23 protein-coding genes and 2 riboswitches are annotated in these 21,874 nt (G+C 69.6%); of the genes, 6 read left to right on the top strand and 17 right to left on the bottom strand.

Annotation, left to right across the window (positions count from 1 at the left end):
- The first annotated feature begins 113 nt into the window (after positions 1–113).
- Both AC1MFI_RS09955 and AC1MFI_RS09950 read left to right on the top strand, forming a co-directional pair.
- Complete coding sequence (locus tag AC1MFI_RS09955) at positions 114–344, top strand: exodeoxyribonuclease VII small subunit (protein WP_479816571.1); 231 nt, start codon at positions 114–116, stop codon at positions 342–344.
- Between the two features lie 59 nt (positions 345–403).
- Positions 404–1,063, top strand: a complete 660-nt coding sequence (locus AC1MFI_RS09950) for a class I SAM-dependent DNA methyltransferase (RefSeq protein ID WP_479816570.1) — start codon at positions 404–406, stop codon at positions 1,061–1,063.
- Between the two features lie 17 nt (positions 1,064–1,080).
- Here the strand turns inward: AC1MFI_RS09950 and AC1MFI_RS09945 are convergent, their stop codons facing one another.
- From AC1MFI_RS09945 to AC1MFI_RS09905, 9 genes are all read right to left on the bottom strand, one after another.
- Complete coding sequence (locus AC1MFI_RS09945; RefSeq protein WP_479816568.1) at positions 1,081–1,452, bottom strand: VOC family protein; 372 nt, start codon at positions 1,450–1,452, stop codon at positions 1,081–1,083.
- Positions 1,453–1,528: 76 nt separating this feature from the next.
- On the bottom strand, positions 1,529–2,353 hold the full coding sequence (locus tag AC1MFI_RS09940; protein WP_479820839.1) for a PPK2 family polyphosphate kinase: 825 nt from the start codon (positions 2,351–2,353) through the stop codon (positions 1,529–1,531).
- A gap of 59 nt (positions 2,354–2,412) precedes the next feature.
- Positions 2,413–3,630 (bottom strand): pyridoxal phosphate-dependent aminotransferase, encoded by a 1,218-nt coding sequence (locus tag AC1MFI_RS09935; RefSeq protein ID WP_479816566.1) that lies wholly within the window; start codon positions 3,628–3,630, stop codon positions 2,413–2,415.
- 86 nt (positions 3,631–3,716) lie between these two features.
- Positions 3,717–4,694 carry an ABC transporter substrate-binding protein gene (locus AC1MFI_RS09930; protein ID WP_479816563.1) on the bottom strand — a complete coding sequence of 326 codons (978 nt, stop codon included), beginning with the start codon at positions 4,692–4,694 and terminating at the stop codon, positions 3,717–3,719.
- Positions 4,691–5,437, bottom strand: a complete 747-nt coding sequence (locus AC1MFI_RS09925) for an ABC transporter permease (protein WP_479816561.1) — start codon at positions 5,435–5,437, stop codon at positions 4,691–4,693. The genes AC1MFI_RS09930 and AC1MFI_RS09925 overlap by 4 nt, the downstream gene beginning before the upstream one ends.
- Positions 5,437–6,132, bottom strand: coding sequence for an ABC transporter permease (locus AC1MFI_RS09920; RefSeq protein WP_479816559.1), 696 nt, complete (start codon positions 6,130–6,132; stop codon positions 5,437–5,439). Before AC1MFI_RS09920 ends, AC1MFI_RS09925 begins: the two co-directional genes overlap by 1 nt.
- A 2-nt stretch (positions 6,133–6,134) precedes the next feature.
- Positions 6,135–7,253 carry an ABC transporter ATP-binding protein gene (locus tag AC1MFI_RS09915; protein ID WP_479820838.1) on the bottom strand — a complete coding sequence of 373 codons (1,119 nt, stop codon included), beginning with the start codon at positions 7,251–7,253 and terminating at the stop codon, positions 6,135–6,137.
- 271 nt (positions 7,254–7,524) lie between these two features.
- The gene (locus tag AC1MFI_RS09910; protein ID WP_479816557.1) at positions 7,525–8,508 is read right to left on the bottom strand and encodes an N-acetylglucosamine kinase; all 984 of its coding nucleotides are present in this window, start codon (positions 8,506–8,508) and stop codon (positions 7,525–7,527) included.
- 35 nt (positions 8,509–8,543) lie between these two features.
- A complete protein-coding gene (locus AC1MFI_RS09905; protein WP_479816555.1) occupies positions 8,544–9,785 on the bottom strand; it encodes an MFS transporter in 1,242 nt (413 codons plus the stop codon).
- A gap of 166 nt (positions 9,786–9,951) precedes the next feature.
- Here AC1MFI_RS09905 and AC1MFI_RS09900 point away from each other — a divergent pair, with 166 nt between their 5' ends.
- Genes AC1MFI_RS09900 through AC1MFI_RS09890 form a run of 3 tightly spaced genes read left to right on the top strand, consistent with a single transcriptional unit; the run spans position 9,952 to position 11,538 of the window.
- Positions 9,952–10,434 (top strand): Lrp/AsnC family transcriptional regulator, encoded by a 483-nt coding sequence (locus tag AC1MFI_RS09900; protein WP_479816553.1) that lies wholly within the window; start codon positions 9,952–9,954, stop codon positions 10,432–10,434.
- Positions 10,435–10,480: 46 nt separating this feature from the next.
- Complete coding sequence (locus tag AC1MFI_RS09895; RefSeq protein WP_479816551.1) at positions 10,481–11,356, top strand: alanyl-tRNA editing protein; 876 nt, start codon at positions 10,481–10,483, stop codon at positions 11,354–11,356.
- A gap of 11 nt (positions 11,357–11,367) precedes the next feature.
- Complete coding sequence (locus tag AC1MFI_RS09890; protein WP_479816549.1) at positions 11,368–11,538, top strand: hypothetical protein; 171 nt, start codon at positions 11,368–11,370, stop codon at positions 11,536–11,538.
- Between the two features lie 17 nt (positions 11,539–11,555).
- Here AC1MFI_RS09890 and AC1MFI_RS09885 read toward each other — a convergent pair whose 3' ends face one another.
- Both AC1MFI_RS09885 and AC1MFI_RS09880 read right to left on the bottom strand, forming a co-directional pair.
- On the bottom strand, positions 11,556–12,428 hold the full coding sequence (locus tag AC1MFI_RS09885) for a pentapeptide repeat-containing protein (protein WP_479816547.1): 873 nt from the start codon (positions 12,426–12,428) through the stop codon (positions 11,556–11,558).
- A 405-nt stretch (positions 12,429–12,833) separates the two neighbouring features.
- Entirely contained in the window at positions 12,834–13,841 is a 1,008-nt protein-coding gene (locus tag AC1MFI_RS09880) for a DMT family transporter (protein WP_479816545.1), read from the bottom strand.
- 72 nt (positions 13,842–13,913) lie between these two features.
- On the opposite strand from AC1MFI_RS09880, the gene AC1MFI_RS09875 reads away from it, so the two are divergent.
- Positions 13,914–14,843: a LysR family transcriptional regulator gene (locus AC1MFI_RS09875; RefSeq protein ID WP_479816543.1), complete on the top strand. Its 930-nt coding sequence runs from the start codon at positions 13,914–13,916 to the stop codon at positions 14,841–14,843.
- 182 nt (positions 14,844–15,025) lie between these two features.
- Here the strand turns inward: AC1MFI_RS09875 and AC1MFI_RS09870 are convergent, their stop codons facing one another.
- The 6 genes from AC1MFI_RS09870 to AC1MFI_RS09845 all read right to left on the bottom strand — a co-directional run bounded on the left by AC1MFI_RS09870 (position 15,026) and on the right by AC1MFI_RS09845 (position 21,864).
- A complete protein-coding gene (locus AC1MFI_RS09870) occupies positions 15,026–15,847 on the bottom strand; it encodes a sigma-70 family RNA polymerase sigma factor (RefSeq protein WP_479816541.1) in 822 nt (273 codons plus the stop codon).
- A gap of 320 nt (positions 15,848–16,167) precedes the next feature.
- A complete protein-coding gene (gene metE / locus AC1MFI_RS09865; RefSeq protein ID WP_479816539.1) occupies positions 16,168–18,543 on the bottom strand; it encodes a 5-methyltetrahydropteroyltriglutamate--homocysteine S-methyltransferase in 2,376 nt (791 codons plus the stop codon).
- Positions 18,544–18,595: 52 nt separating this feature from the next.
- Entirely contained in the window at positions 18,596–19,507 is a 912-nt protein-coding gene (locus tag AC1MFI_RS09860; RefSeq protein ID WP_479816537.1) for a methylenetetrahydrofolate reductase, read from the bottom strand.
- Positions 19,508–19,518: 11 nt separating this feature from the next.
- Positions 19,519–19,625, bottom strand: a riboswitch (SAM riboswitch).
- 107 nt (positions 19,626–19,732) lie between these two features.
- Positions 19,733–20,176 carry a PIN domain-containing protein gene (locus tag AC1MFI_RS09855; protein WP_479816535.1) on the bottom strand — a complete coding sequence of 148 codons (444 nt, stop codon included), beginning with the start codon at positions 20,174–20,176 and terminating at the stop codon, positions 19,733–19,735.
- A gap of 3 nt (positions 20,177–20,179) precedes the next feature.
- The gene (locus AC1MFI_RS09850) at positions 20,180–20,353 is read right to left on the bottom strand and encodes a hypothetical protein (protein WP_479816533.1); all 174 of its coding nucleotides are present in this window, start codon (positions 20,351–20,353) and stop codon (positions 20,180–20,182) included.
- A gap of 28 nt (positions 20,354–20,381) precedes the next feature.
- A riboswitch (SAM riboswitch) is annotated at positions 20,382–20,510 on the bottom strand.
- Between the two features lie 64 nt (positions 20,511–20,574).
- Positions 20,575–21,864 (bottom strand): phosphotransferase family protein, encoded by a 1,290-nt coding sequence (locus tag AC1MFI_RS09845; protein ID WP_479816531.1) that lies wholly within the window; start codon positions 21,862–21,864, stop codon positions 20,575–20,577.
- Positions 21,865–21,874: the final 10 nt, after the last annotated feature.

The following is a 21,874-nucleotide window of genomic DNA, read 5'->3' as shown; positions in this document are numbered from 1 at the left end:
CTCCGCCGCGGCGGCCGTCCGATGGCATCCAGGAATCCAGCCGCTCCATCGGCCAACCAGCGCGTCGACGACCCTGCCCGGGTGAAAGCAACTCACGGAACGAGGAACCTGCCATGACGGAGAACAACCAGACGCAACCGGCGGACGTACAGACGCTGTCCTATGAGCAGGCGCGGGAAGAGCTCGTTGCGGTCGTAACGCGTCTCGAGGCCGGAGGAGTGAGCCTCGAGGAATCACTCGCGCTGTGGGAGCGGGGCGAAGCGCTCGCCGACCGGTGCGAGGCATGGCTCGAAGGGGCGAAGGCCAGGTTGGCGGCCGCACGGGACAAGGCCGAAGGCCAGTAGCGAGTCCGTCCCAGCTGCCCCCGGCGCTGAACGACGCCCGAGGGACCTAGGCTGGCCGGATGACCGGACGACCAGCAGACAGCGCCACGGAAGCGGCCTACGACCGGGTGGCCGCGAGCTACGCCGCCGCCCTGCCGGACGATTCGTCCGAAGCTCCCGCGGATCGGGGGATGATCGCCGAGTTCGCCGGCCGCTTCCACGCGGGCGGCCGACGGGTGGTCGACGCGGGGAGCGGAGCCGGGCGCATGGCACCCGTGCTGGCCCGGCACGGCCTGGACTACATCGGCGTGGACCTCTCCCCCGCGATGGTCCGGACGGCAGCCGGCCTGCACCCTGACCGGCATTTCGTGGTGGGCGGCTTGGCGGACCTGCCGCTGCCGAATGGCCACGCCGATGGCGTCCTCTCCTGGTACTCGATCATCCACACCCCTCCGGACGGACTGCCGGAGGTCCTCGCGGAATTCCGGCGCGTCCTCACGCCGGGAGGAGTCCTGCTCCTCGGTTTCCAGGCCGGGAGTGGCCCCCGGGTCATCCGGAACGCCTACGGCCACGACGTCGACCTCACCGCGCACCTGCACCGGCCCGGTGACCTGGAGCGGCACCTCGAGTCACTCGGCTTCCTGATCGAGGCGACCCTCGTCCGGAGCCCTCGTGACGGGGAAAGGCACGACCAGGCGATGGTCCTGGCCCGGCTGCCCGCGCGCGGCTCATCACCCTGACTCCGCCTGCACCGGAGCTAGGAGCGCTGCACCAGCTCCTGCAAGGCCCAGGAATTACCGTCCGGGTCCTCGAAGTACACGAATCTCCCCCACGGCTGCTCGTCGAGGTCGCTGGCTTCGACGCCGCGCTCGAGGAGTTCCGACCGTGCCCGCGCTGCATCTGCCACGACCGCCTGGATGCCGCCCAGCGAGCCCGGGGCCATGTCGCTGATCCCCTCCCCGAGGGCGATGGAACAGGCGGAGCCTGGTGGGGTGAGCTGCACGAAACGGAGGCTCTCGCTGACGCGGTGGTCGTGGTCCAGGGTGAAACCGGCCTGATCGCGATAGAAGGCGATGGCGCGGTCCACGTCGCTGACGGGAACGGCGATGAGTTCGATCTTCCAGTCCATGAGAGCCTCCGTATCGTTGGAGCCTTCAGGCTAGGACCTCATGCGGTCAACCCGGGTCCGCGGACAGGGAGGGCCATCAGGAAGCCGCAAGACGCCGCTTCTCCGCCTCTACGTCGAACGTCGCCCGCGGCCAGCTCAGCTGCATGTCCTCCAGCGTGGCGGTGAGTAGCTGCTGCACGGCGAGCCGGGCGTACCACTTGCGGTCGGCGGGGACGACGTACCAGGGCGCGTTCGGCGTACTCGTCCGTTCGACGACCGCTTCGTAGGCCTCCTGGTACTGCTCCCAGTACGCGCGCTCGTCCACGTCCCCCGGGCTGTACTTCCAGTACTTGTCCTTGCGTTCGAGGCGTTCGGCGAGCCGCGCCTTCTGCTCGTCCTTGCTGATGTGCAGCATGACCTTCAGCACGCGGGTACCGGAGGTGGCGATCTCCTCCTCGAACCTCCGGATCGCGGGGTACCGCTTCTCCACCTCCGCCGGTGCCGAGAGGCCCCGCACGCGGTGGATCAGGACGTCCTCGTAGTGGGACCGGTCGAAGACGCCGATCACCCCGGGCTCCGGGAGCCGCCGGCGGACGCGCCACAGGAAGTCGTGGCGCTGCTCCTCCTCCGTCGGTGCCTTGAAGGCCTGGTGCTGCACGCCCTGGGGATCCACCAGCCCGACGACGTGGCGGACGATCCCGCCCTTGCCCGAGGTGTCCATGCCCTGCAGGACGAGCAGGACGGCGATCTCGCTCCCTGCCCGGCTCTCGGCGAACAGCTTCTCCTGGAGGGACGAGAGCACGTCCGCGCCGGCGGCGAGCGCGGCTGCGCCATCCTCCTTGCCGCCGTCGAACCCCGGCGTGGCGTGCGGATCCACCGCGGCCAGTGAGAAGTCCGGCCCTGCCATCAGGAGGCGCCGCATCTCGGCGGCAGTGCTCTCAGCGGTCGGGTCCACGGGTCCTCCTGCGATCGGGCGGGGGGTCAGGGCTTGTAGGTCGACAGGAAGTCGGCGAGCCGTCCGATGGCATCCTCGATGACTTCCACGCTCGGCAGTGTGACCATGCGGAAGTGGTCGGTATTGATCCAGTTGAAGGCGCTGCCATGCGAGATCAGGATCTTCTGCTGCTTGAGGAGGTCGAGGGCGAACTTCTCGTCGTCCTTGATCGGGTGGATCTCGGGGTCGAGCTTCGGGAAGAGGTACAGGGCTCCCTGCGCCACCTCGCAGCTCACGCCGTCGATCGCATTGAGCATCTGGGCAGCCTTGTCACGCTGCTGCTTGAGGCGCCCACCCGGCAGGATCAGGTCGTTGATGCTCTGGTGCCCGCCGAGGGCCGTCTGGATGGCATGCTGCGCGGGGACGTTCGCGCACAGGCGCATGTTGGCCAGGAGGTTGATGCCCTCGATGTAGTTCGCGGCGTCGCGCTTCGGCCCGGAGATGGCCATCCAGCCACTGCGGAACCCGGCGATCCGGTAGGCCTTGGAGAGTCCGCTGAAGGTCAGGCACAGGACGTCGTCACCGGCGACCGACGCCGCGTTGATGTGTACGGCGTCGTCGTAGAGGATCTTCTCGTAGATCTCGTCCGCGAACAGGATCAGCCCGTGCTCGCGGGCGAGGCGGACGATGCCCTCGAGGATGGGCCGGGGGTAGACGGAACCGGTGGGGTTGTTCGGGTTGATGAGGACGATGCCCTTGGTGTTCGGCGTGATCTTCGACGCCATGTCCTCGAGGTCCGGCCACCAGTGGTTGTCCTCGTCGCAGAGGTAGTGCACGGGGGTACCGCTGGCGAGCGCCACGGAGGCGGTCCAGAGCGGATAGTCCGGGGTGGGGATCAGGATCTCGTCGCCGGCGTTGAGCAGCGCCTGCATCGAGAGGGTGATGAGCTCGCTCACGCCGTTGCCGAGGTAGACGTCGTCCACGTCGATCGAGTTGATGCCGCGGCTCTGGTAGTACTGCACGACGGCGGTGCGCGCCGAGAAGATGCCGCGGGAGTCGCTGTAGCCCTGCGCCTTGGGCAGGTTGCGGATCATGTCCACGAGGATGGCGTCCGGAGCCTCGAAGCCGAAGGGCGCCGGGTTGCCGATGTTCAGCTTGAGGATCCGGTGGCCCTGGGCCTCCATGATCATGGCGTGTTCGAGCAGCGGCCCCCTGATGTCGTAGAGGACGTTACGGAGCTTTCCCGACTGCTTGTAGGTGGCCATTGGATCAGGATGCCACAGCAGGGGCCCGGCACGCGGCATAGCAATGCCGGGCACCGGGCCCCTGCTGACGGATCGGACAGCGTGGACTAACCCGCGAGCCCCTTCTCCTCAAGCCAGTCGGCCGCGGCGTCCGCGGGATTCCGCTTCTCGTCGCCGCTCACTTCGCGGTTCAGGGCCAGCAGGTCCTCGGTGGTCAGCTGCGCCGACACCTCGTTGAGGACGGTGCGCGCTTCCTCCGCGACCGTGTCGGTGTTGACGAGCGGCAGCACCTGCTGGGCGATGAAGTTGTTCTCCGGGTCGTCGAGGACCACGAGGTCGTTGTCGGCGATGGACGGCGTCGTCGTGTAGATGTCGGCCGCCTGCACGTCGTCGTTCAGCAGCGCCTGCAGCGTGATGTCACCGCCGCCGTCGTTGATGGCCTCGAAGCCGCCGGGCTCGCAGTTGTACTTCGCCTTGAGGCCGGGCAGGCCGTAGGCGCGCTCCTGGAAGGTGCTCGGCGCGCCGATGGTGATCTCGCCGCACACCTTCGCCAGGTCGGCGATCGACTTCAGGTTGTACTTCTCGGCCGTGGCAGCCGTCACGACGAGAGCATCCTTGTCCTCGGCCTCCGAGGGCTCGAGCACGCCGAGCTTCACGTCGGGCGACTTCGCGGCGAGCGCATCGGGCAGTGCCGCCACGATGTCCTCGGCGGATTCCGCCGTCGCAGCAGGATCAGCGAACAGCAGCAGGTTGCCGCTGTAGTCCGGGATGATGTCGATCGACCCGTCCTCGATGGCGGTGTAGTAGATCTCCCGCGAACCGATGTTGAGCTTGGTCGTCGCCTCGACGCCGGCTGCGTTGAGCGCTCCGGCGTAGATCTCCGCGATGATCTGGCTCTCGGGGAAATCAGCCGAGCCGACGACGACGGAGCCGCCGGCCTCGGCGGACGCGGATGCGGGATCCTCTGATTCACCCTGGGGGTCGCTGTTGGCACCGCAGGCAGTCAACGCCAGCGCGGCCGTCAGGCCGCCAGCCAGTCCCATCAAAGCGCGCCGCCTGGCGCGTTGTACTGACAGGTTCTTCATGTTGTTCCTCCTTGTGCACTGGCGACGGCCTTCTGCCGGCCAGATCCTTGGGCCCTTCCCTGACCGGAGACGCGCAGTCCCGGGGGTATGGCGAATTTCTGCAGCAGTCCCAGAAGCAGATCGACGGCGATCGCCAGGGCTGTGATGACGACGGCGCCGCCGAAGAGGCGCCCGTAGTCCGCGAGCTGTGTTCCCTCGACGAGGAAGACCCCGAGGCCCCCGAGGTTGATGAAGGCGACGACGGCGGCGGTCGCGATGACCTGCAGCACCGCGGCACGGACCCCGCCGAGGATGACCTGCAGGCCGTTGGGCACCTCGACCCGGAACAGGATCTGGAGTTCGCTCATGCCCATGCTCCGTGCGGCATCCACCATGGTGCGGTTCACGGACGAGATCCCCGCGTAGATCCCGCTCAGCAGCGGGGGGACGGCGAGGAGCACGAGTGCCCAGATGGGAGGCATGAGGCCGAGGCCCGCGAGGAGCACGAACAGGAACACCATCCCGAGCGTCGGCAGGGCCCGGAGTATGCCCACGCCGGAGACGATCACCACGCGGCCGCGACCGGTGTGACCCACGTAGAGCCCGATCGGGACCGCGATCACGAGGGCGATCAGCATGGTCAGCCCGGTGTAACCCAGGTGCTCGACGACGCGCGTGGGGATGCCGCGGTCGCCCTCCCAGTTGGCGGGAGCAGTCAGCCACTCCCCCATCTGGACGAAGAGGTTGTTGCTCGAGTAGTCCATCAGGCGCCCGCCACCTTCGCCTCGAGCGCCACGATCTTCTCGCCGGGCCCGCCGCTGGCCGGGGCCCTGCGCGCCCAGGGGGTCAGCAGGCGTTCCGCGAGCACGAGGGCGAGGTCCATCACGAGGGCCAGGAGCAGGATGATCACGATCCCGACGGCGATCTCGGTCGGGAACGACCGGAACAGGCCGTCCGTGAACAGCGTCCCGAGGCTCGGCACACCGATGAGCGCCCCGACGCTGACGAGTGAGATGTTGGTGACCGAGACCACGCGCAGCCCGGCGAACAGCACGGGCAGCGACAGCGGGAGGTCCACGGTCAGGAACCGCCGCACGGGACGATAGCCCATGGCGACGGCGGCCTGCCGCACGCCGTCGTCGATCGATTCGAGCGCGTCCAGCGTGGACCGGACGAGCAGCGAGAACGCATAGACGGCCAGCGCGACGATGACGTTGACGGGATCGATCACCTTGGTGCCCAGGACCACCGGGAGGAACACGAACATCGCCAGCGACGGGATGGTGTACAGGATGGACGAGCCCGTCAGCAGGACGGAACCGACAACCGGGTTGAGCCGTGCGAGCTGGGCCAGCGGCACCGCGGCGAGGACGCCGAGGATCAGGGGGACGATGGCCTGGACGAGGTGCAGGCGGGTGTGCAGCCAGATGAAGTCGAGGTTGGAGACGAACCAGTCCACGCCTACACCGCCGTGTTGTGGTCGGCCCGGCCCCGGTCGAGCCGTGCGGCTTCGATGAGTTCGAGGATCTCGGTGGCACGTACGACGCCGACCGCCCGGCCGTCGTCGTCGACCGTCACGCCGAGGCCCGAGGGCGAGGACAGGGCGGCGTCCAGCGCGCGTCGCAGGGTGTCGCCGCGTGTGTACAGGGAACCGCCGGGAACCGCCTCGGCCTGCCGCGTGATGCTTCCGCGTGTGGCCCGCGGGACCCAGCCGTGCGGGCGGCCCGCGGCGTCGACCAGCAGTGTCCAGGGCGAGAGCACCGAGACGGTCGGATCGGCGAGGCGGTCCACCTCGATGGTCTCGATCGGATGGATGGTCACCCGGTCACCCTCCTGGAAGGAGAGGTGACGGAATCCCCGGTCGCGTCCCACGAAGCCCGCCACGAAGTCGTCGACGGGCGCGCGGAGGATCTCCTCCGGTGCCGCGAACTGCGCGAGCCGCCCGCCGACGGCGAAGACGGCCACCTTGTCGCCGAGGATGGTGGCCTCGTCGATGTCGTGGGTCACGAAGACGATGGTCTTGGCGAGGTCCCGCTGCAGGCGCAGCAGCTCCTCCTGCAGCTCCGCGCGCACCACGGGGTCCACAGCGCTGAACGGCTCGTCCATGAGGAGCACGGGCGGGTCCGCGGCGAGGGCCCGGGCCACGCCGACGCGCTGCTGCTGGCCGCCCGAGAGCTGCCCCGGGTACCGGCGGCCCAGCTCCTGGGCGAGGCCGACGACGTCGAGGAGTTCCTGCGCACGCCTGCGCGCCTCCGCCTTCCCGACGCCGTTGAGGCGCGGGACCGTGGCGATGTTGTCGAGCACCGACCGGTGCGGCAGCAGCCCGGAGGACTGCATGACGTAGCCCATCGAACGCCGCAGTTCTGCCGCCTTCTGCCGGGAGACGTCCTGCCCGTCGAGGAGGATCCGGCCCGAGGTCGGTTCGACCATCCGGTTGATCATGCGCAGAGAGGTGGTCTTGCCGCAGCCCGACGGACCGACGAACACGGTGATCTTCCCGCGGTCGATGTCCATGCTGAGGTCGTCCACCGCCGGCCGGCCGCCGTCGTAGGTCTTCGTGATGTTGCGGAACTGGATCATGGAGCGACCGGAGGAGTGCTCGGAGATGGTCATGGCAGCTACGCCTTTCATGGCAGGAGCTTCTCGGCCGGGCTGCGCCCGCGGGCCGCACGAGATGCGGTTCCGGCTTGCCGTCTGGTCGGATGCTGGGCTCGGCGCGCAGCGGTCAGTTCAAGCTGTCGGAGTTCTGAGTCTAACCCTGTGTTCGGAGCAGACAAGGGTGCATATGGGTCAGGAATGCGTCCCGCTGGGGCACCGGCGATCCGGGACGACTGCGCGCTCGGGGCCGCAGCTACGTCCGCCCGGTCACGAGGAACCGGACGCCCATCACCGGGTCCTCCTGCAGGAACACGACGTCGGTGATGTCCTCGGCCGCCAGTCGTGTCCGGAGGTTCGACTGCAGGTCCGGCTGGTGCATGGCGAGGCCGCCACCGAGCACCACCGGGCCGGGTACGCCGATCACGCTCACGACGTCGAGCACGAGGCGCGTGAGGTCGGCGGCGGCACGGTCGATGATTCCTGCCGCGTCCCTGTGGCCCTTGGCCGCGGCGTCGAAGACCGCGCCGGACTGCGCGGCCCAGTAGGTCCGGCCGGCTCCGGAGTGGAAGAGCCCGATGAGTTCGGGCGGAGTGGCGATACCGTTCCGTGCGAGGACCACCGAGTCCAGGTCATCCGGCTGCGCGCCGATGTCATGCCGGTGGAGTGCCCGGCGCACGGCTTCGCGGGCCACCCAGTACCCGCTGCCCTCATCGCCCAGCAGGTAGCCCCAGCCACCCGAACGCGCCTCCCTGCCGTCCTCCCCGACGCCCCAGGCCACGGAGCCGGTCCCTGCGATGACGGCGATACCCGTGCTCGCCCCGCCGGACGCGAGGATGAGCCGCGTGTCGTGGACGACGTCGATGCGGGCTCCCGGCACGTACGGACCGATGAGGGCGCGGAGGCGATCGGCGTCCGCGGGCGTGTCCACTCCACCCAACCCGGCGACGACGCGCCCGACGACACCGGGAGTACCGCCGCGCTCGTCGGACAGGAGCTCACCGAAGAGCCGACCGAGGCTCCGAGCGGCTTCATCCGGCGTCACGTTCTGGACGTTCGCGCTTCCCGCCCTGGCCTCGGCGACGAGCACCCCGCCGCGCCAGAGGGCTCCGTGGGTCTTGGAACCGCCGATGTCGAGGCCCACCAGGACCTGCTGACCCTGGCCGGCAGGCCGGCCCTCGTCGAGCCGGCGTGTGCCTGGGGAAGCGGGCGGACCGGAGGCCTCAGGGGTGTTCGACATGTCTACAGCCTACAAAAAGCCGAGGGCGGCCTGTCCTAGCGAGCAGTGCGGAGGCGGGCGACCAGCGATCCCGCCGCGAGCACCGCGCAGACGCCGGACACCGCGAGCGCGAAGACGGTCACCGAGGCGTTCAGGCCCCAGATCCCGGCGGCGGCGCCGAGCCCCAGGACGGGGACGGCGCTGCCGAGATAGGTGATCACGTACACGGCGCTGATCGTCTGGGCGTGCAGCGCCGGATCGACCTTCACCGACACCTCGTTGAAGACCACACGGAAGGCCATCCCCTGACCGAACCCGGCGACGACGCATGCGCCGACGAGCAGGGGCAGGCTGCCGGCACCTTCCGCGACGGGCAGCAGGCCGACTCCCAGCGCCATGGCCACGAGGCCCACCGGCACCACGAAGCGCCCGCGCGGCGACACCAGCTGGCTGACCGCGGACGACCCGAGGACGAGGGCCGCGAGCAGGCCGATGAGCGGTCGCGACGACGTGCCGGCGATCCCGGCGAACCAGGTGGGCGCGAGGCTCAGCGTGAAGCCGAAGACGGCGAAGCTCAGGAACCCGACGGAGGACGCCGTCCAGAAGGACCGGCGGGCATCCCGGGACACCGCCGGGCGGCGGGGGCGCAGCGCGGCCAGCGGATTGTCAGCGGCAGCCGCCTTGATCGCGGGCCGTGCCCGGAGCAGCACGAGGGGAACCAGGAGGCTCCCGAGCAGGACGAGGTAGACGACGAAGGGCGTCCTCGTGGGCGCGGGCAGGAGGGAGAGGAGGCCGCCGATCACGGGCCCCGCCGCGACTCCCCCGGCGGAGGCCATCAGTGTGAAGCGGGACGCCCAGTCGGGCCGGGTCGGGAGCAGGTCGCGGAGGGCGGCGGCGCTCGCACCGGTGGCCAGGGCCACCGCGCCGCCCTGCAGCGCGCGTCCGGCGGCGAGCATCGGCAGCGAGGTGGCGACGGCGAACAGTGCGGCTCCCAGCAGGCCCAGGACCACGGCGAGGACCAGCGCCGCGCGCCGCCCGATGTGGTCCGACCAGTGGCCGGCGAGGACGAGCCCGCCGATCAGCGCCACGACGTAGGACGCGAAGGCGATCGTGACGGCGAAGGGCGTCAGGCCGAGGTCCGCCTGGAGCAGCGGGTAGATGGGCGTGGCGAGGTTGGCGCCGATCAGGAGGGTGGAGATCACGGTCACGGCGAGCGCGAGTCGGACGGCCAGGGAGGCGTCCCAGCTGCGACGCTCGGCGGCGGCCGGCCTCATGCGCAGCTCGTTGATGACGCTCATCCCACTCCTCCTCGATCGCACGCGCCCAGACTAGGCGCTGCACCGGGCGCCGTTCTGCCCGGATGTCTATAGGATGGGACCGACTGACCGCCCTGCAGTGATCCTGGTGCCGATTTTGCGCGCCGTGCGCAACACGGGTGGAGCCGACTGACGGGAAGTGAGCTTCGTGAGCAAGCTGGACAATCTCGACCTCCGCCTGCTGCTCGAACTGGTGCGCGACCCCCGCGCACAGGTGAGCGAGCTGAGCGAGCTCCTGGGCGTCGCTCGCAACACGGCACAGAGCCGGATCCGCAGGCTCCTCCGCGCTGGGACTCTGCGCCGGAGCGGGCGTGAACTCGATCTCGAGGCCCTCGGGTACGACGTCGTCGCCTTCATCACCATCGAGGTGTCGCACCGCGAGCTCGACGCCGTGATCGCCGGGCTGCGTACCCTGAACCAGGTCCTCGAGGTGCACGAGATCTCCGGTCGTGGCGACGTCTGGTGCCGCGTGGCAGCTACCGACACCCACAACCTGCAGGCCGCCTTGCGGTCCGTCCTCAGGATCAAGGGCGTCATCCGCACCGAGACGGTGCTCGCCCTGCACGAGCACATCCCCTACCGCACCGAACCGCTGCTCGAGCGACTCGCGCACCTGCCCTCCGACGCCTGAACGGGCATCGCACAACCGACCACGCACCACCTCCGAGGAGAGCACCATGGCCCTGCCCACCACCGACACGCGCGTCACCTATCCGCAGGGCGCCGTCGAGTCGGCGTCCCGCGTGCTCCATGTCGAGGTCCGCGACGACGGCCGGCGCGCGGTCCTGCTCGACACCACGGCCTTCCACCCGGTGGACCACGCGTGGCCCGACCAGGGCCCCGACCGCGGCGAGCTCGTGGCCGGCGCCCGTCGGTGGAGCGTCGTCGACTGCGTCGTCGGCGCCACGGACGGGACGGCCCTGTACCTCGGCGCGGAGTCGCCCGTCCGGAAGGGCACGGACGGGTGGGCGTTCGTCGTCGTGCACCTGATCGAGGACGGGGACGGGCCGGCGGAGGGCGACGACGTCGTCGTCCGCGTCGATGCCGCGTACCGCGCAGCGGTATCCGCCGGGCATACGGGCTGCCACCTCGCCTCGCTGGCCCTGAACCGGGCGCTCGCGGGTCGGTGGAAGAAGGATGTGGCGCCGGATGCGCTCGGGGCACCGAACTTCGACGCGCTCGCGGTCGAGACGACGGTCATCGGCGAGTTCGGATCCGTCGACACCTACCGCCTCGGCAAGTCCCTGCGACGGAAGGGATTCAGCACGGAGGACCTCGACACCGGGGCGACGGCCGCCGCCGTGAACGCGACGCTGGCGGAATGGACGGCGACGGAGGCATCGATCGGCATCGCGGCGGACGGGCCCGGCCTGACGGACCGTCGCCGGTGGATCTGCGAGCTCCCCGGTGAGCGTGCCGGAATCCCCTGTGGTGGCACCCACTTGGGCTCCCTCGCCGGGACCGACGTCACCGTGCGGCTCGAACTGGCCGACGCGGACGGAACTCCCGTGCTGCGGATGGACACGCGGGTCGGCGGTCCCGTCTCCGCCTGAAGTCGGTATTCATGCTGGACGCCGCCCTCGTCGACGACCTCGTGACCGAGTCGTACCTCCTCGTCGTCGAGAAGCTACCCAAAGATCAGCGGCCCGTCGACCCGACCACGTTCGGTCAGCCCCCGGCTACCCGAGCGGCACGGACCGGCAAACAGCTGCTGTGTGGAATTGCCTGCCGGTGAGCGCCGGAGTGGTGTCCTCAGGTGTCACTGAGCCAATGCGTAGGGCTGTCGACGTCGGAGGGGAGGAGTGTTCGTGCATCGCCTCGAGCGGCGTTGAGTTGTGCCTGTGTCAGGTAGAGGGCCCGGGAGAGATCGGCCCCTTCGAGACGCGCGTCCCGAAGGTCAGCGCCGAGGAGATCAGCGCCGGACAGGTCGCAGCCTCGCAGGTCGGCAGCAATGAGGTAAGCGCCTCGAAGATCCGCCCCGCACAGTGATCGCGACCTCATCCTCCTACCCATGAGGTCCGCTCCCGGGACAAGGGCAGCATCGAGGTGTTCATCCCCGGTGGCGAGGTACGAGGACCTGACTTCTTCGCTGACGTCCATCAGTACGGCTCGAACGCGGTCATGCACCTCGCCGAGATCCAGGGCCAGGACCTGCTGCGTATCGACCATGGCCTTCTCGATGGCCGTTCTGAGTTCGACGACGTGGTGCGAGGTGTCCGGGTCGAAGGTCCGGTTCGTGGCTTCGCTCAGGTACCACAGCATCTCGTGGAGTTGCCGGACGACCTTGAACGCCGGGAACATGTCTGTCGCTGTTCCGGGGTCCGTTCTCCAGCTGATGCCTCGAAAGAGCTTCTGCGAGACGTTCTGGCCGGCACCGAAGCAGTCGAAGACGGTGCACCCACGGAAGCCCCGCGGGCGCAGGCTGTCGTGGATGGTGCAGGAGAAGTCCGAGTCGAGGTTCTGGCAGGGAGTTCCTGCTGGTTTGTCGATGGCGAAGTCCGTGGTGCGGGAGAAACCCAGGGCCGTGCAGCAGAGCGCGAAGCAGTTACCGCAATCAGGGCGCAGTGATTCCCGGTCGAGAGTCGGCGAGGAGGATGCGGCGGAGTGGTTCGACGGAGAGGGCATGTGATCTTCTCGGGTGAGTTCGGTGAAGGACCGGGTGCCAGGGGAACTCGTGGAGGAGTTCCCTTCGAGGGCGTACGGAATCATCGCTTCCAAGGGAAGCGCGCGGGAACCGCTGCGTCGACTCTGGGTCACAGAGAAAGTAAGAATGTCACTGCGGTCAAAACTAGCATCGCGTCCGCCCTGTCCGTCAGCCGCTGGTTCGAGAAACGCGGTGTGATGCGCTCGAGCGTGCACGGACGTGGTGTTCCCTCCGGCCTCGAGCAGCCGTCAGCAGCCGACCACTGCGTCGATCAGACCCAGGATCACGCTGGGATCAGGGTCGAGAGATGGAGGCGCCGCTTCAGTCATGACGGCACCCTATGCCTCGCTCGAGCACGAGTGCCCGCTGGACGTGTCGGTTCCGTGTCAGGGTTCGGTGCGGCCGCCCGGGTGCAGGAGGACGGGCCCGTGGTGGTTCCTGTGGCGGGTTTCGGCTCGTAATCCGAGGTATGTCCCGGTGATGATGAGGGCCGCGCCGAGGAGTCCGAGGAGGGCGAGGGTGTCCTGCCCGATGGTGAGTCCGATGAGGACGGCCCAGATGGGCTCTGTGCCCATGAGGAGGCTGGCCCGTGAGGCGGAGGTCTGCTGGATCGCCCAGGTCTGGACGAGGAATGCGAAGACGCTGCAGGCCAGGCCGAGATAGAGGACGCCGAGCCATTGCGTCGGGTTGAAGACTCTGATGGCTTCGAGGACACCGGTGTGGTCCGCGGCGGTGTAGACGACGGCGCACACGGCGCTCTGTACCAGTGTCAAAGTCAGCGGACTGCAGTCCCGGCCCCGGGTGAGTCCGGAGACAGCGGCGACGTGGATGGCGCGGACGATCGCGGCGGCGAGCATCAGGGTGTCGCCCGGGGTCGGGGTCGCGAGCCCGTCCTCGGAGACCAGTAGACACACCCCGACGACCGCGATGACGCCGGCTCCGAGTACCATGCGAGGCAGCTTGACCCGGAAGGCGATGCACTCGGTGACCGGGGTGAAGACGACGACGAGGCTGATGATCAAACCGGCGTTCGTAGCACTGGTACCGGCTATCCCGTGGGTTTCCAGGATCAGCACGGCCGCCTGGGTCAGACCGAGTACGACGCCGACAACACTCTCATGCACTCCCACCTTGCGCCGGTTCCATATCAGTGCGATCACAACCAGCGCGGCGGTGGTGATGAGGAACCGCAGGGAAAGGATCACGGTGACACCGACGGTATCGGTGAGGGTTTTTGCTGCCAGGTAACTGCTACCCCACACCACGGCGACCAGCAGGAGCAGGACATCGACGCGTCGTGCAATGAAAAAGGAAAGAAAGGAACCCTGCCGGCCCTGTTTCACAGGCCGATCGAAGAATTCCGGTGAGGTCAGGGGCGAAAGGGATGATGGCACTCCTCGAGTCTCGCGCGTCCCGGCCAGTTAGACGAGAGGGCAGCTGTTGAAGTGATGGTTTAGCGTTCACTTATGGATATGCATCAGTTACGGCTGCTCAGGGAGCTGGGGGAACGTGGGAGCCTGGCTGCTGTGGCGCGGGCGTTCCACGTTTCACCGTCTGCTGTGTCCCAGCAGCTCACCGCGTTGCAGCGCCGGGTCGAGGTGCCCCTGACAGAACGCAGAGGCCGGAACCTGGTCCTGACCGCTGCCGGGCAGGCACTGGCCGAAGCCGCCGTCGAGATCAGCGTCGCGATGAGCTCCGCCGAGCAGGCCGTGAGCCGGTACGTTCAGGACCCGACCGCGACAGTGACGATCTGCGCGTTCAACAGTGCGGGCCTCACCTACTTCGGCCCGCTCCTGGGCTGCCTTGCGGGTGAGGGGAATCCACGCCTGATCTGTCACGACCGGGACGTGGGGCAGGACGCTTTTCCTGCCCTCGCAGCGGATTATGACCTCGTGGTCGCTCACCGCCTCGAGCACAGCCCGCCCTGGCCATCGTCCCTGACAGCGCTACCCCTGGTGAGCGAACCCCTGGATGTGGCCATGTCGGATCAACACCCTTTAGCCGGTCGACCCAGCATCGGTGTCTCGGAGCTGACCGATGAGGAATGGGTATCCGTCCAGGACGGGTTCCCCCTGGTATCCGCTCTGCAGAGCATTGCCGCACATGCAGGGAAACCGCTGAACATCACACACCGGATCAACGAGTTCTTCATCGCCGCCGCCATCATCGCGGACAGCCCCGCCATCGCGCTCATGCCCCGCTACACCGCAGCACCTCCACGAGGCAGCCGCATAGTCCTCAAACCCCTCCGGGACGTACAGCTCAGCAGACACGTCGCCATCCTCTGCCGCCCCGAGACGCTGCACCGCACAGCGGTCCAGAAAGTCGTCAGCACCCTTCAAGGCCTTGCTGCACCTGCCCAGCCAGGCGGCAATGACACCTCGGCACCGTGCTGAACGGGTCCGACGCGTGGACAACGGCCGCCGTGAAGTGCACTCCTGCAGCTCGTCGAACGCCTGCAGGTCGTGCCCGCCCACACGGAGCCGTGCACCCATCCGAGTGCCGAGCGACCGGAGGAATCCGAGCATGCCTGTCACATCTGCAACAGCAGAAGTGCTGAAAGACGGCCGAAGTCCCGCTAGGACGCCAGGGTGAGGGCCCGCGGCCGGGCGCTGGTGGTGTAGTCATGGGTGCGCGGAGAGAGCGCCGCCCCCAGCGTCGAGAGGTACTCGGCCCGGCGTTTCGGCGAGATCCTGGACACAGGACCGGGTGCGGCACCGGCCCCGTCGGCGTAATGCGTGGCGAGGCCATCCTGCAGGAGGCGGAGAGCCTCGGACTTCTGCTGGGACACCGCCGAGTGCGTGGTGCCCAGCTCCCCCGCGACCTCGGTCACCGACCGGCCCTCGAAGAAGACCTGTTCGATGATGTGACGCATGCGGCCCGGCAGGTGGGCGACGGCGGCGCGGAGGTGGCGTACCTGCTCGTCGGCCAGGAGCGAGGCCTCGGGCAGTGGATCGACGGCGGGAACGATGTCGAGGACGGTCTCGTCGAGGGTCTGCACGGAGCGGCCGGCGTCGTCGAGCGCCGCCTGGACCTCCTGGCGGGTCAGGCCGAGCGTGAGGGCGAGCTCCTCCGTGGTGGGTGTGCGACCGAGCGAGGCGGCGAGGGAACCCTGGGCGGCAAGGGTGTCGCCGATGCGCCGGCGGACCGATCGCGGCGCCCAGTCGTTGGCCCGCATCTCGTCGGCGAAGGCGCCGGTGATGCGGCGGCGCGCGTAGGCGCCGAAGGGAACGCCCAGCGTGGGATCGAACGAATCCGCCGAGGTGATGAGCGCGATGGCGCCCACCGAGGCGAGATCCTCCCTGGACAGGTGCGTCGCACGCGCGCACAGGGCGGAGACGAGATAGCCCACCAATGGCAGGTTGTCGACGATGAGTTCTTCACGGTCACGTGAATGCATGAGCAAGCTCCCCAGCTGGCTTCGAAGGAAATGCGAACCAGCTCGCGCAGTACGCGGCGCTGTCCGGCGGCATCTTTCAAGGTGACGCTAACAGCCGTCCTGCAGTCGCCCTGTCGCCACATGATGAGTTGACCCAAAACTGAGCGAAGGTTGCGCATTCCACCAGTTTCCAGCGGCAGGGGCAGCGAAACGGTGTGCTGCCGAAGGCCCGACCAGGGAGGGCCCCCTGGGCCTTCGGCTCGAACAGCCGGGGGCAGGGCCACGCCGGTGGTCCTGCCCGGGAACGGCTCGGCACCCGGGCAGTGCGTGCCGCGCGGCGGTCAGGAGCCGGCCAGGGACTGCTCAGCCCGCTGGACGGCGGTGCTCCCGCGGGCCGCCTTCGCTGCGGTGACGAGGTTCCGCAGCGAGAGGACGGTCTCGTCGTAGCCTCGGGTCTTCAGGCCGCAGTCCGGGTTGATCCACAGCTGCTGCGCCGGAAGGGCGGCCAGCGCCGTCTCGATGAGGCCGGAGATCTCCGGCTCGGAGGGTACGCGGGGCGAGTGGATGTCGTAGACCCCCGGGCCGATCCCGCGGGAGTACCCGAAGCCGGCCAGGTCCGCGACCACCTCGAGGCGGGAGCGCGCTGCCTCGATGCTGGTGACGTCGGCATCCAGTCCATCGATCGCGGCGATGACCTCCCCGAATTCGGAATAGCACAGGTGCGTGTGGATCTGGGTGTGGTCGGCGGCACCGGCCGTCGCCAGCCGGAATGCGCGGACGGACCAGTCCAGGTACGCCGGGTGATCAGCAGAGCGCAGCGGCAGCAGTTCGCGCAGGGCCGGTTCGTCCACCTGCACTAGCGCGATGCCGGCCGCCTCCAGGTCCGCGATCTCGTCCCGCAGGGCGAGCGCCACCTGATTGGCCGTCTCGCCCAGCGGCTGGTCGTCGCGCACGAAGGACCAGGCCAGGATGGTGACCGGGCCGGTGAGCATGCCCTTGAGCGGCCGCTCGGTCAGCGATTGGGCGAAGCCGATCCACGGAACCGTGAACGCGTGCGGGCGCGTGACGTCGCCCCACAGGATGGACGGGCGGGTGCAGCGCGAGCCGTAGGACTGCACCCAGCCCTGCTCCGTCGCCGCGAAGCCGTCGAGGTTCTCCGCGAAGTACTGGACCATGTCGTTGCGCTCCGGCTCGCCATGCACCAGTACGTCCAGCCCGAGTCCCTCCTGCAACCGCACCACACGGGTGATCTCCTCCCGCAGGAACTGTTCGTACTCCGCCTGCGAGATGCTGCCGCTGCGGGCCGCAGCACGGGCAGCACGGACCTCGCCTGTCTGCGGGAAGGAACCGATGGTGGTGGTCGGCAGCAGGGGCAGTCCCAGCCTCTCCTGCTGCAGGTCCGCCCGGTGTGCGGCGGGGCCGCGGGTGAACGCCTCCTCCGTCAGTCCGTTCGTGCGCGCGCGCACCCGCTCCACGACGACGCCGTCGAACAGCGCGCGCTCGCGCAGCACCGCGTCCGCAGCCCGGAGCTCATCGGTGACGGCCGTGGGGCCCTCGGCGAGTCCGCGCGCCAGGACCACCACCTCGCCGATCTTCTGGTCGGCGAACGCGAGCCAGGACGGCAGGTGTTCCGGCAGGGCGGACTCGGCCGCGACGTCGTGCGGCACGTGCAGCAGCGAGGTGGACGTCGCCGTGCTGACCGCTCGCGCGGTCTCCGACTGCAGCTCCTCCAGCACGGCCAGGGAAGACCGCAGATCGTTCCCCCATACGTTCCGCCCGTCCACGACGCCGGCCACGAGGCGCGTGTCGCCCAGTGCCTGCAGGGCCCCGACCGAGGGCCGGGTCCCCCGGACCAGGTCCGCGTGCACCGCTTCGACGCCCGCCGCGGCGAGCACTGCCAGCGACTGGCCCGGTTCCGCCGGATCACCGCCGGTACCGTAACCCGAGGTCACCAGGAGAGCCGGCCGGTCCGCGGCACCTGCCAGCTGCCGGTACACCCGGTCCACGAGCCCGCCGGGTGCTGCCAGCTCGCCGCCGCGGTCGCCCACGAGGCCCGGCTCGTCCAGCTGCACCCATGCGGCGCCCGCTTCCGCCAGTGCCGCGAGGATCCCCGCGTAGGCCGCCACGGCGTCGTCGATCCGGGACAGCGGGTCGAACCCGGCGGGCGCTTCCTCCTCGGCCTTGGCCAGCAGCAGGTAGGTCACGGGACCCACCAGCACCGGGCGCAGCACGGCGCCGCGGTCCTTCTGCCGGCGGACGATGGACGTCAGGCGGTGCGCCACCGCGGCGAACGTGGTCCCCGGGCCGATCTCGGGCACCAGGTAGTGGTAGTTCGTGTCGAACCACTTGGTCAGCTCCAGCGGCGCACGGTCGCCGTCTCCCCGGGCCAGCGCGAAGTAGGCGGCGGTGTCCACGGAACCGTCCTCACCCGCCAGATCCGCGAAGCGGGACGGCAGCGCGCCCAGGGCGGCCGTGGCGTCGAGGACCTGGTCGTAGAGGGCGAAATCCGCGGGGATGGAGGAATCTGCCTCCTTCAGGCCCAGCTCGGCGAGCCGTGCAACGGTGCGGTCCTGCAACTGCTCGGCCGCACGATCCAGCCCTGCCTCGTCCAGGCGGCCTGCCCAGTAGGCTTCCAGGGCCTTCTTCAGCTCCCGGTCCGGCCCCATGCGCGGGTAGCCGAGGATCGTGGCGGCGGGGAAGGTGTCGGCGGTGCTCATACGGTGCTCCTTGGAGATTGGTGTCGGGTTCGGATCTGGAGGCCCCGGGCGTTCAGGCCGGGACGGCGCCGGCGCGGCGAGCCGCCGGGAGATCGAGCTCTTCGACGACGTCGACGGACGCGCGGAAGTCGTTGAAGGTGTACAGGTGGAGGCCAGGGGCTCCTGCCTCGAAGGCCGCACGGGCCAGCACGGCCGCTGCCCGCACGCCGATCCGCCGTCGTTCGGCCTCACTCGACGCCGTTTCCAGGCGGTGCAGCAGCCCGGCGTCGGGACGTACGCCGGTCATGAGGGCCAGCCGCTCGAGCCGCCGGACACTGACGGCGGGCATCACGCCGGGGATGATCGGGATGGTCACGCCGGCCGTCCGGGCTGTACGGACCAGGCGCACGTACTCGGCGGGGTCGAAGTACACCTGCGTGATCGCGAAGTCGGCGCCGGAGCGCTGCTTCGAGATCAGCACCTCGACATCGTGCAGGAACGACGGCGACTCGGGGTGCCTGGTCGGGTAGGCCGCGACCCCCACCGCGAGCCGGCCGCCGGCGAGTGCGGCGCCGTGCCTGGCCTCGACCCCACGGATCAGTTCCACCAGATCCCGGGCGAAGGGCAGCTCGCCGCGGAACGCCTCTCGATCCGCCGGCAGGTCACCGCGCAGTGCCAGGATCCCCCTGACCCCGAGCCCGACGAACTGCCGCACCAGCAGGTCCAGGCCCTCCCGCGTCTCCCCCACGCAGCAGAGGTGGGCCACCGCTCGGAGCCGGGTGCTGGTGACCAGGTGCCCGATGAGCTCGACGGACGCCCGTCGTCGTGCCGGTGCGCCGCTGTAGGTCACCGAGACGTAGTCGGGTCGGGTGGCTCCGAGTTCGTCGATGGTCCGCAGTACGGCGTCGCCGGCCTCCGGGGTGGCCGGCGGGTACAGCTCGTAGGAGAGCGACGGCGGTACCGCTCCGTCTCCGGGACATGCCATTCGAACTCCAGTCTCCATCGGTTCTGGCATTAGCACCGGTTCCGCTGCCCCCGAGGGAACAACTGATGGGTTGCTGCGGCGTCAACAAGCCAGATCTCTCGGCCGCTCTTGATGGTTGGTGGGATCACTCTAAGCAGGGCGACCTGCGGGGCGGCACACCTGACGCAACATGTCGGCGTGTGACCTTGTGCGACACGGCTTCCGTCACATAGCGCGATCGCGACGTCATGGAACGGGCCCGGGGGGATCCAGGGGCTGCTCTCCGGCCGTCCAGGGGTTGATCGCCGGGACCGCCAGCCTCCGGTACGGTTCGACGTTCCCCGACACGACCGAGAGTCCCCTGTGGCGGGCCGTCGCCGCGATCAGGGAATCGGCGAGGGCCACGTCGGAAAGGTCCGCAAGGGCCGCCCAGGCCACGGCGACGGCGGCGTCGACGGACAGGATGTGGGACCCGAACCGTTCCGCGAGTTCGTGCAGCCAGGCTTCCAGGTCCGGGAAGTGCTCGTTCCGGCGGCCCAGCGAGGACAGCTCGCCGATGGTCAGCGCGGAGACGAAGATCCGGAAGTGACGGCGCCGGTGGAGGAAGCCGGTGACGGCTGGATGAGGGCTCGGGCTACGCAGCTCCGCGATGACGTCGGTGTCCAGGAGGAGGCCGCTCGGTGGTGCCATTCCTCAGCCACCCGCCGGTCGGGGGCCCGTCCTCACCGTGGAGCCGCCCCTGGACGTCGGCGCGAGGAGGAAGGCGACGAACGCCTCTCGCGGAGCGGTGAGCACCTCGTAGTCCTCGATGCTGAGGGCCACCATCGGAATCTCTGCGGCGGATGCGCCGGCGGGGAAGGGAGTCATGGGCGGACGGCGCAGGGCCGCGTCCTTTCGCGAGCTCTTGCCCGCACCAGATGCCCGAGGAAGGGGCGAATGCGGACCGCTTCGTCATCCGAACCACCCTGTGAGCGCGGGGTTGGTATGCGGCCCAGTCGGAGCTTGGCGGCCGCAGTTCTTGAAGCTGTTGGAAGTATAACCAGGCAGGGCCCGGCATCATCAACGCCCCGGTCACGGTGCCGTACGCGTCAGGAGCGTCGGCGCCCGGCGAGGGCGCGTGCCTCGGCGAGGAACTGCTCGGCGACCGCCAGCCGCGACAGCGCCTCCACCTCCCCGCCGTCGCCCCCTGTACGGCTCCGTGCTCCCGCGATGAGCGTGAGGCTCACGGCCGCGGCCCGGCTCCGGAGCGCGGCCGGGTCCACCTGCTCGTCGAACGTCCGCAGGAAGCGCGGGAGGGCCTGCGGCACGTGGGCGTACCCGACGTGGAGTCCCGGGAGGACGGCGACGTGGCCGAGGAAGCAGGCGAGGTCATCGACGAGATGCCCCGGTCCGAGTGCATCGACATCCAGCAGTCCGGACACGGCACCGTCCGTGATGAGGAGGTTTCCCTCGTAGAAGTCACCGTGGGCGGGCACGAGCGGTCCCGCGTCACTCGAGCGGACGGCCTCGTCGATGGCTGCGGCGAGACCTCGGATCCGGGCGGCTTCGGAGGGCAGAGCCGCCACCGCTCCTTCGCCGTAGTCCCTGACCCGGGCCGCCCAGGGCGGTCGTACGGGCAGGGCGAGAACCGCGGGCGGCAGGGAGGTGAGGACGTGCACCAGGGCCCCGGGGTCGACGTCGGCCGCGCCGTCCCGCATGAGGAGCTCGGCGAGGGGCGTGCCCGGAGCAGGGTGCATGGCCACCACGTCCTGCATCGGCTCGCCGGCGAGGACCGGAGCGGGCACGCCGGCGGCCCGGAGCATCCGGTGCCGTTCCGCGAGCGCTGCTGCGCCCTGGCGCCGCAGTACCTTCAGGTAGCGGCGCTCGTCCCCGTTCCGCGCCAGGACCACGGCCCGGCGCAGGGGGCGGTAGCTGCGGAGCTCGAGGAGGGTCTCGCGCGGCTCACACCCGGGGCCGAAGGCGAACGGGGTGCTGCGCTCCGGGTCGAGGGCCAGCGGGAGTCCCGGCAGGAGCGGATCGAGGGGATGCACCCACACCGAGAGCGCCACTGCGCCGCGGCGCTGGAAGACCGCGACGGCGTCCGACCCCTGCTGGATGACGCAGGAGGTGATACAGGCGTGCGTCGGGACGGGCGGCGGTGTCGGACCCGGGACCGGGGACCTGCGACCCGCGGCGGCGCCCCCGCCAGGCCGGACGTCGATGGAGTACACACCCGTGACGCCGGCGCCGGGACGGTGGTGGACGGCCCCGAGCTGCCAGGACTCGAGCTCCCACCCGGCGGTGGCCAGCGCCCGCTGCAGGAACCCGGCCGGCGCGTCCGACTCGAGGAGCGCGATGGTCTCCTGCTCGCGGATGATGCGTGCGTCCTTCGCCCTCATGCGAACCTCA

The sequence above is a fragment of the Arthrobacter sp. BC5 genome, from assembly GCF_056680255.1.
This window is presented reverse-complemented; position numbering and strand designations above follow the sequence as displayed.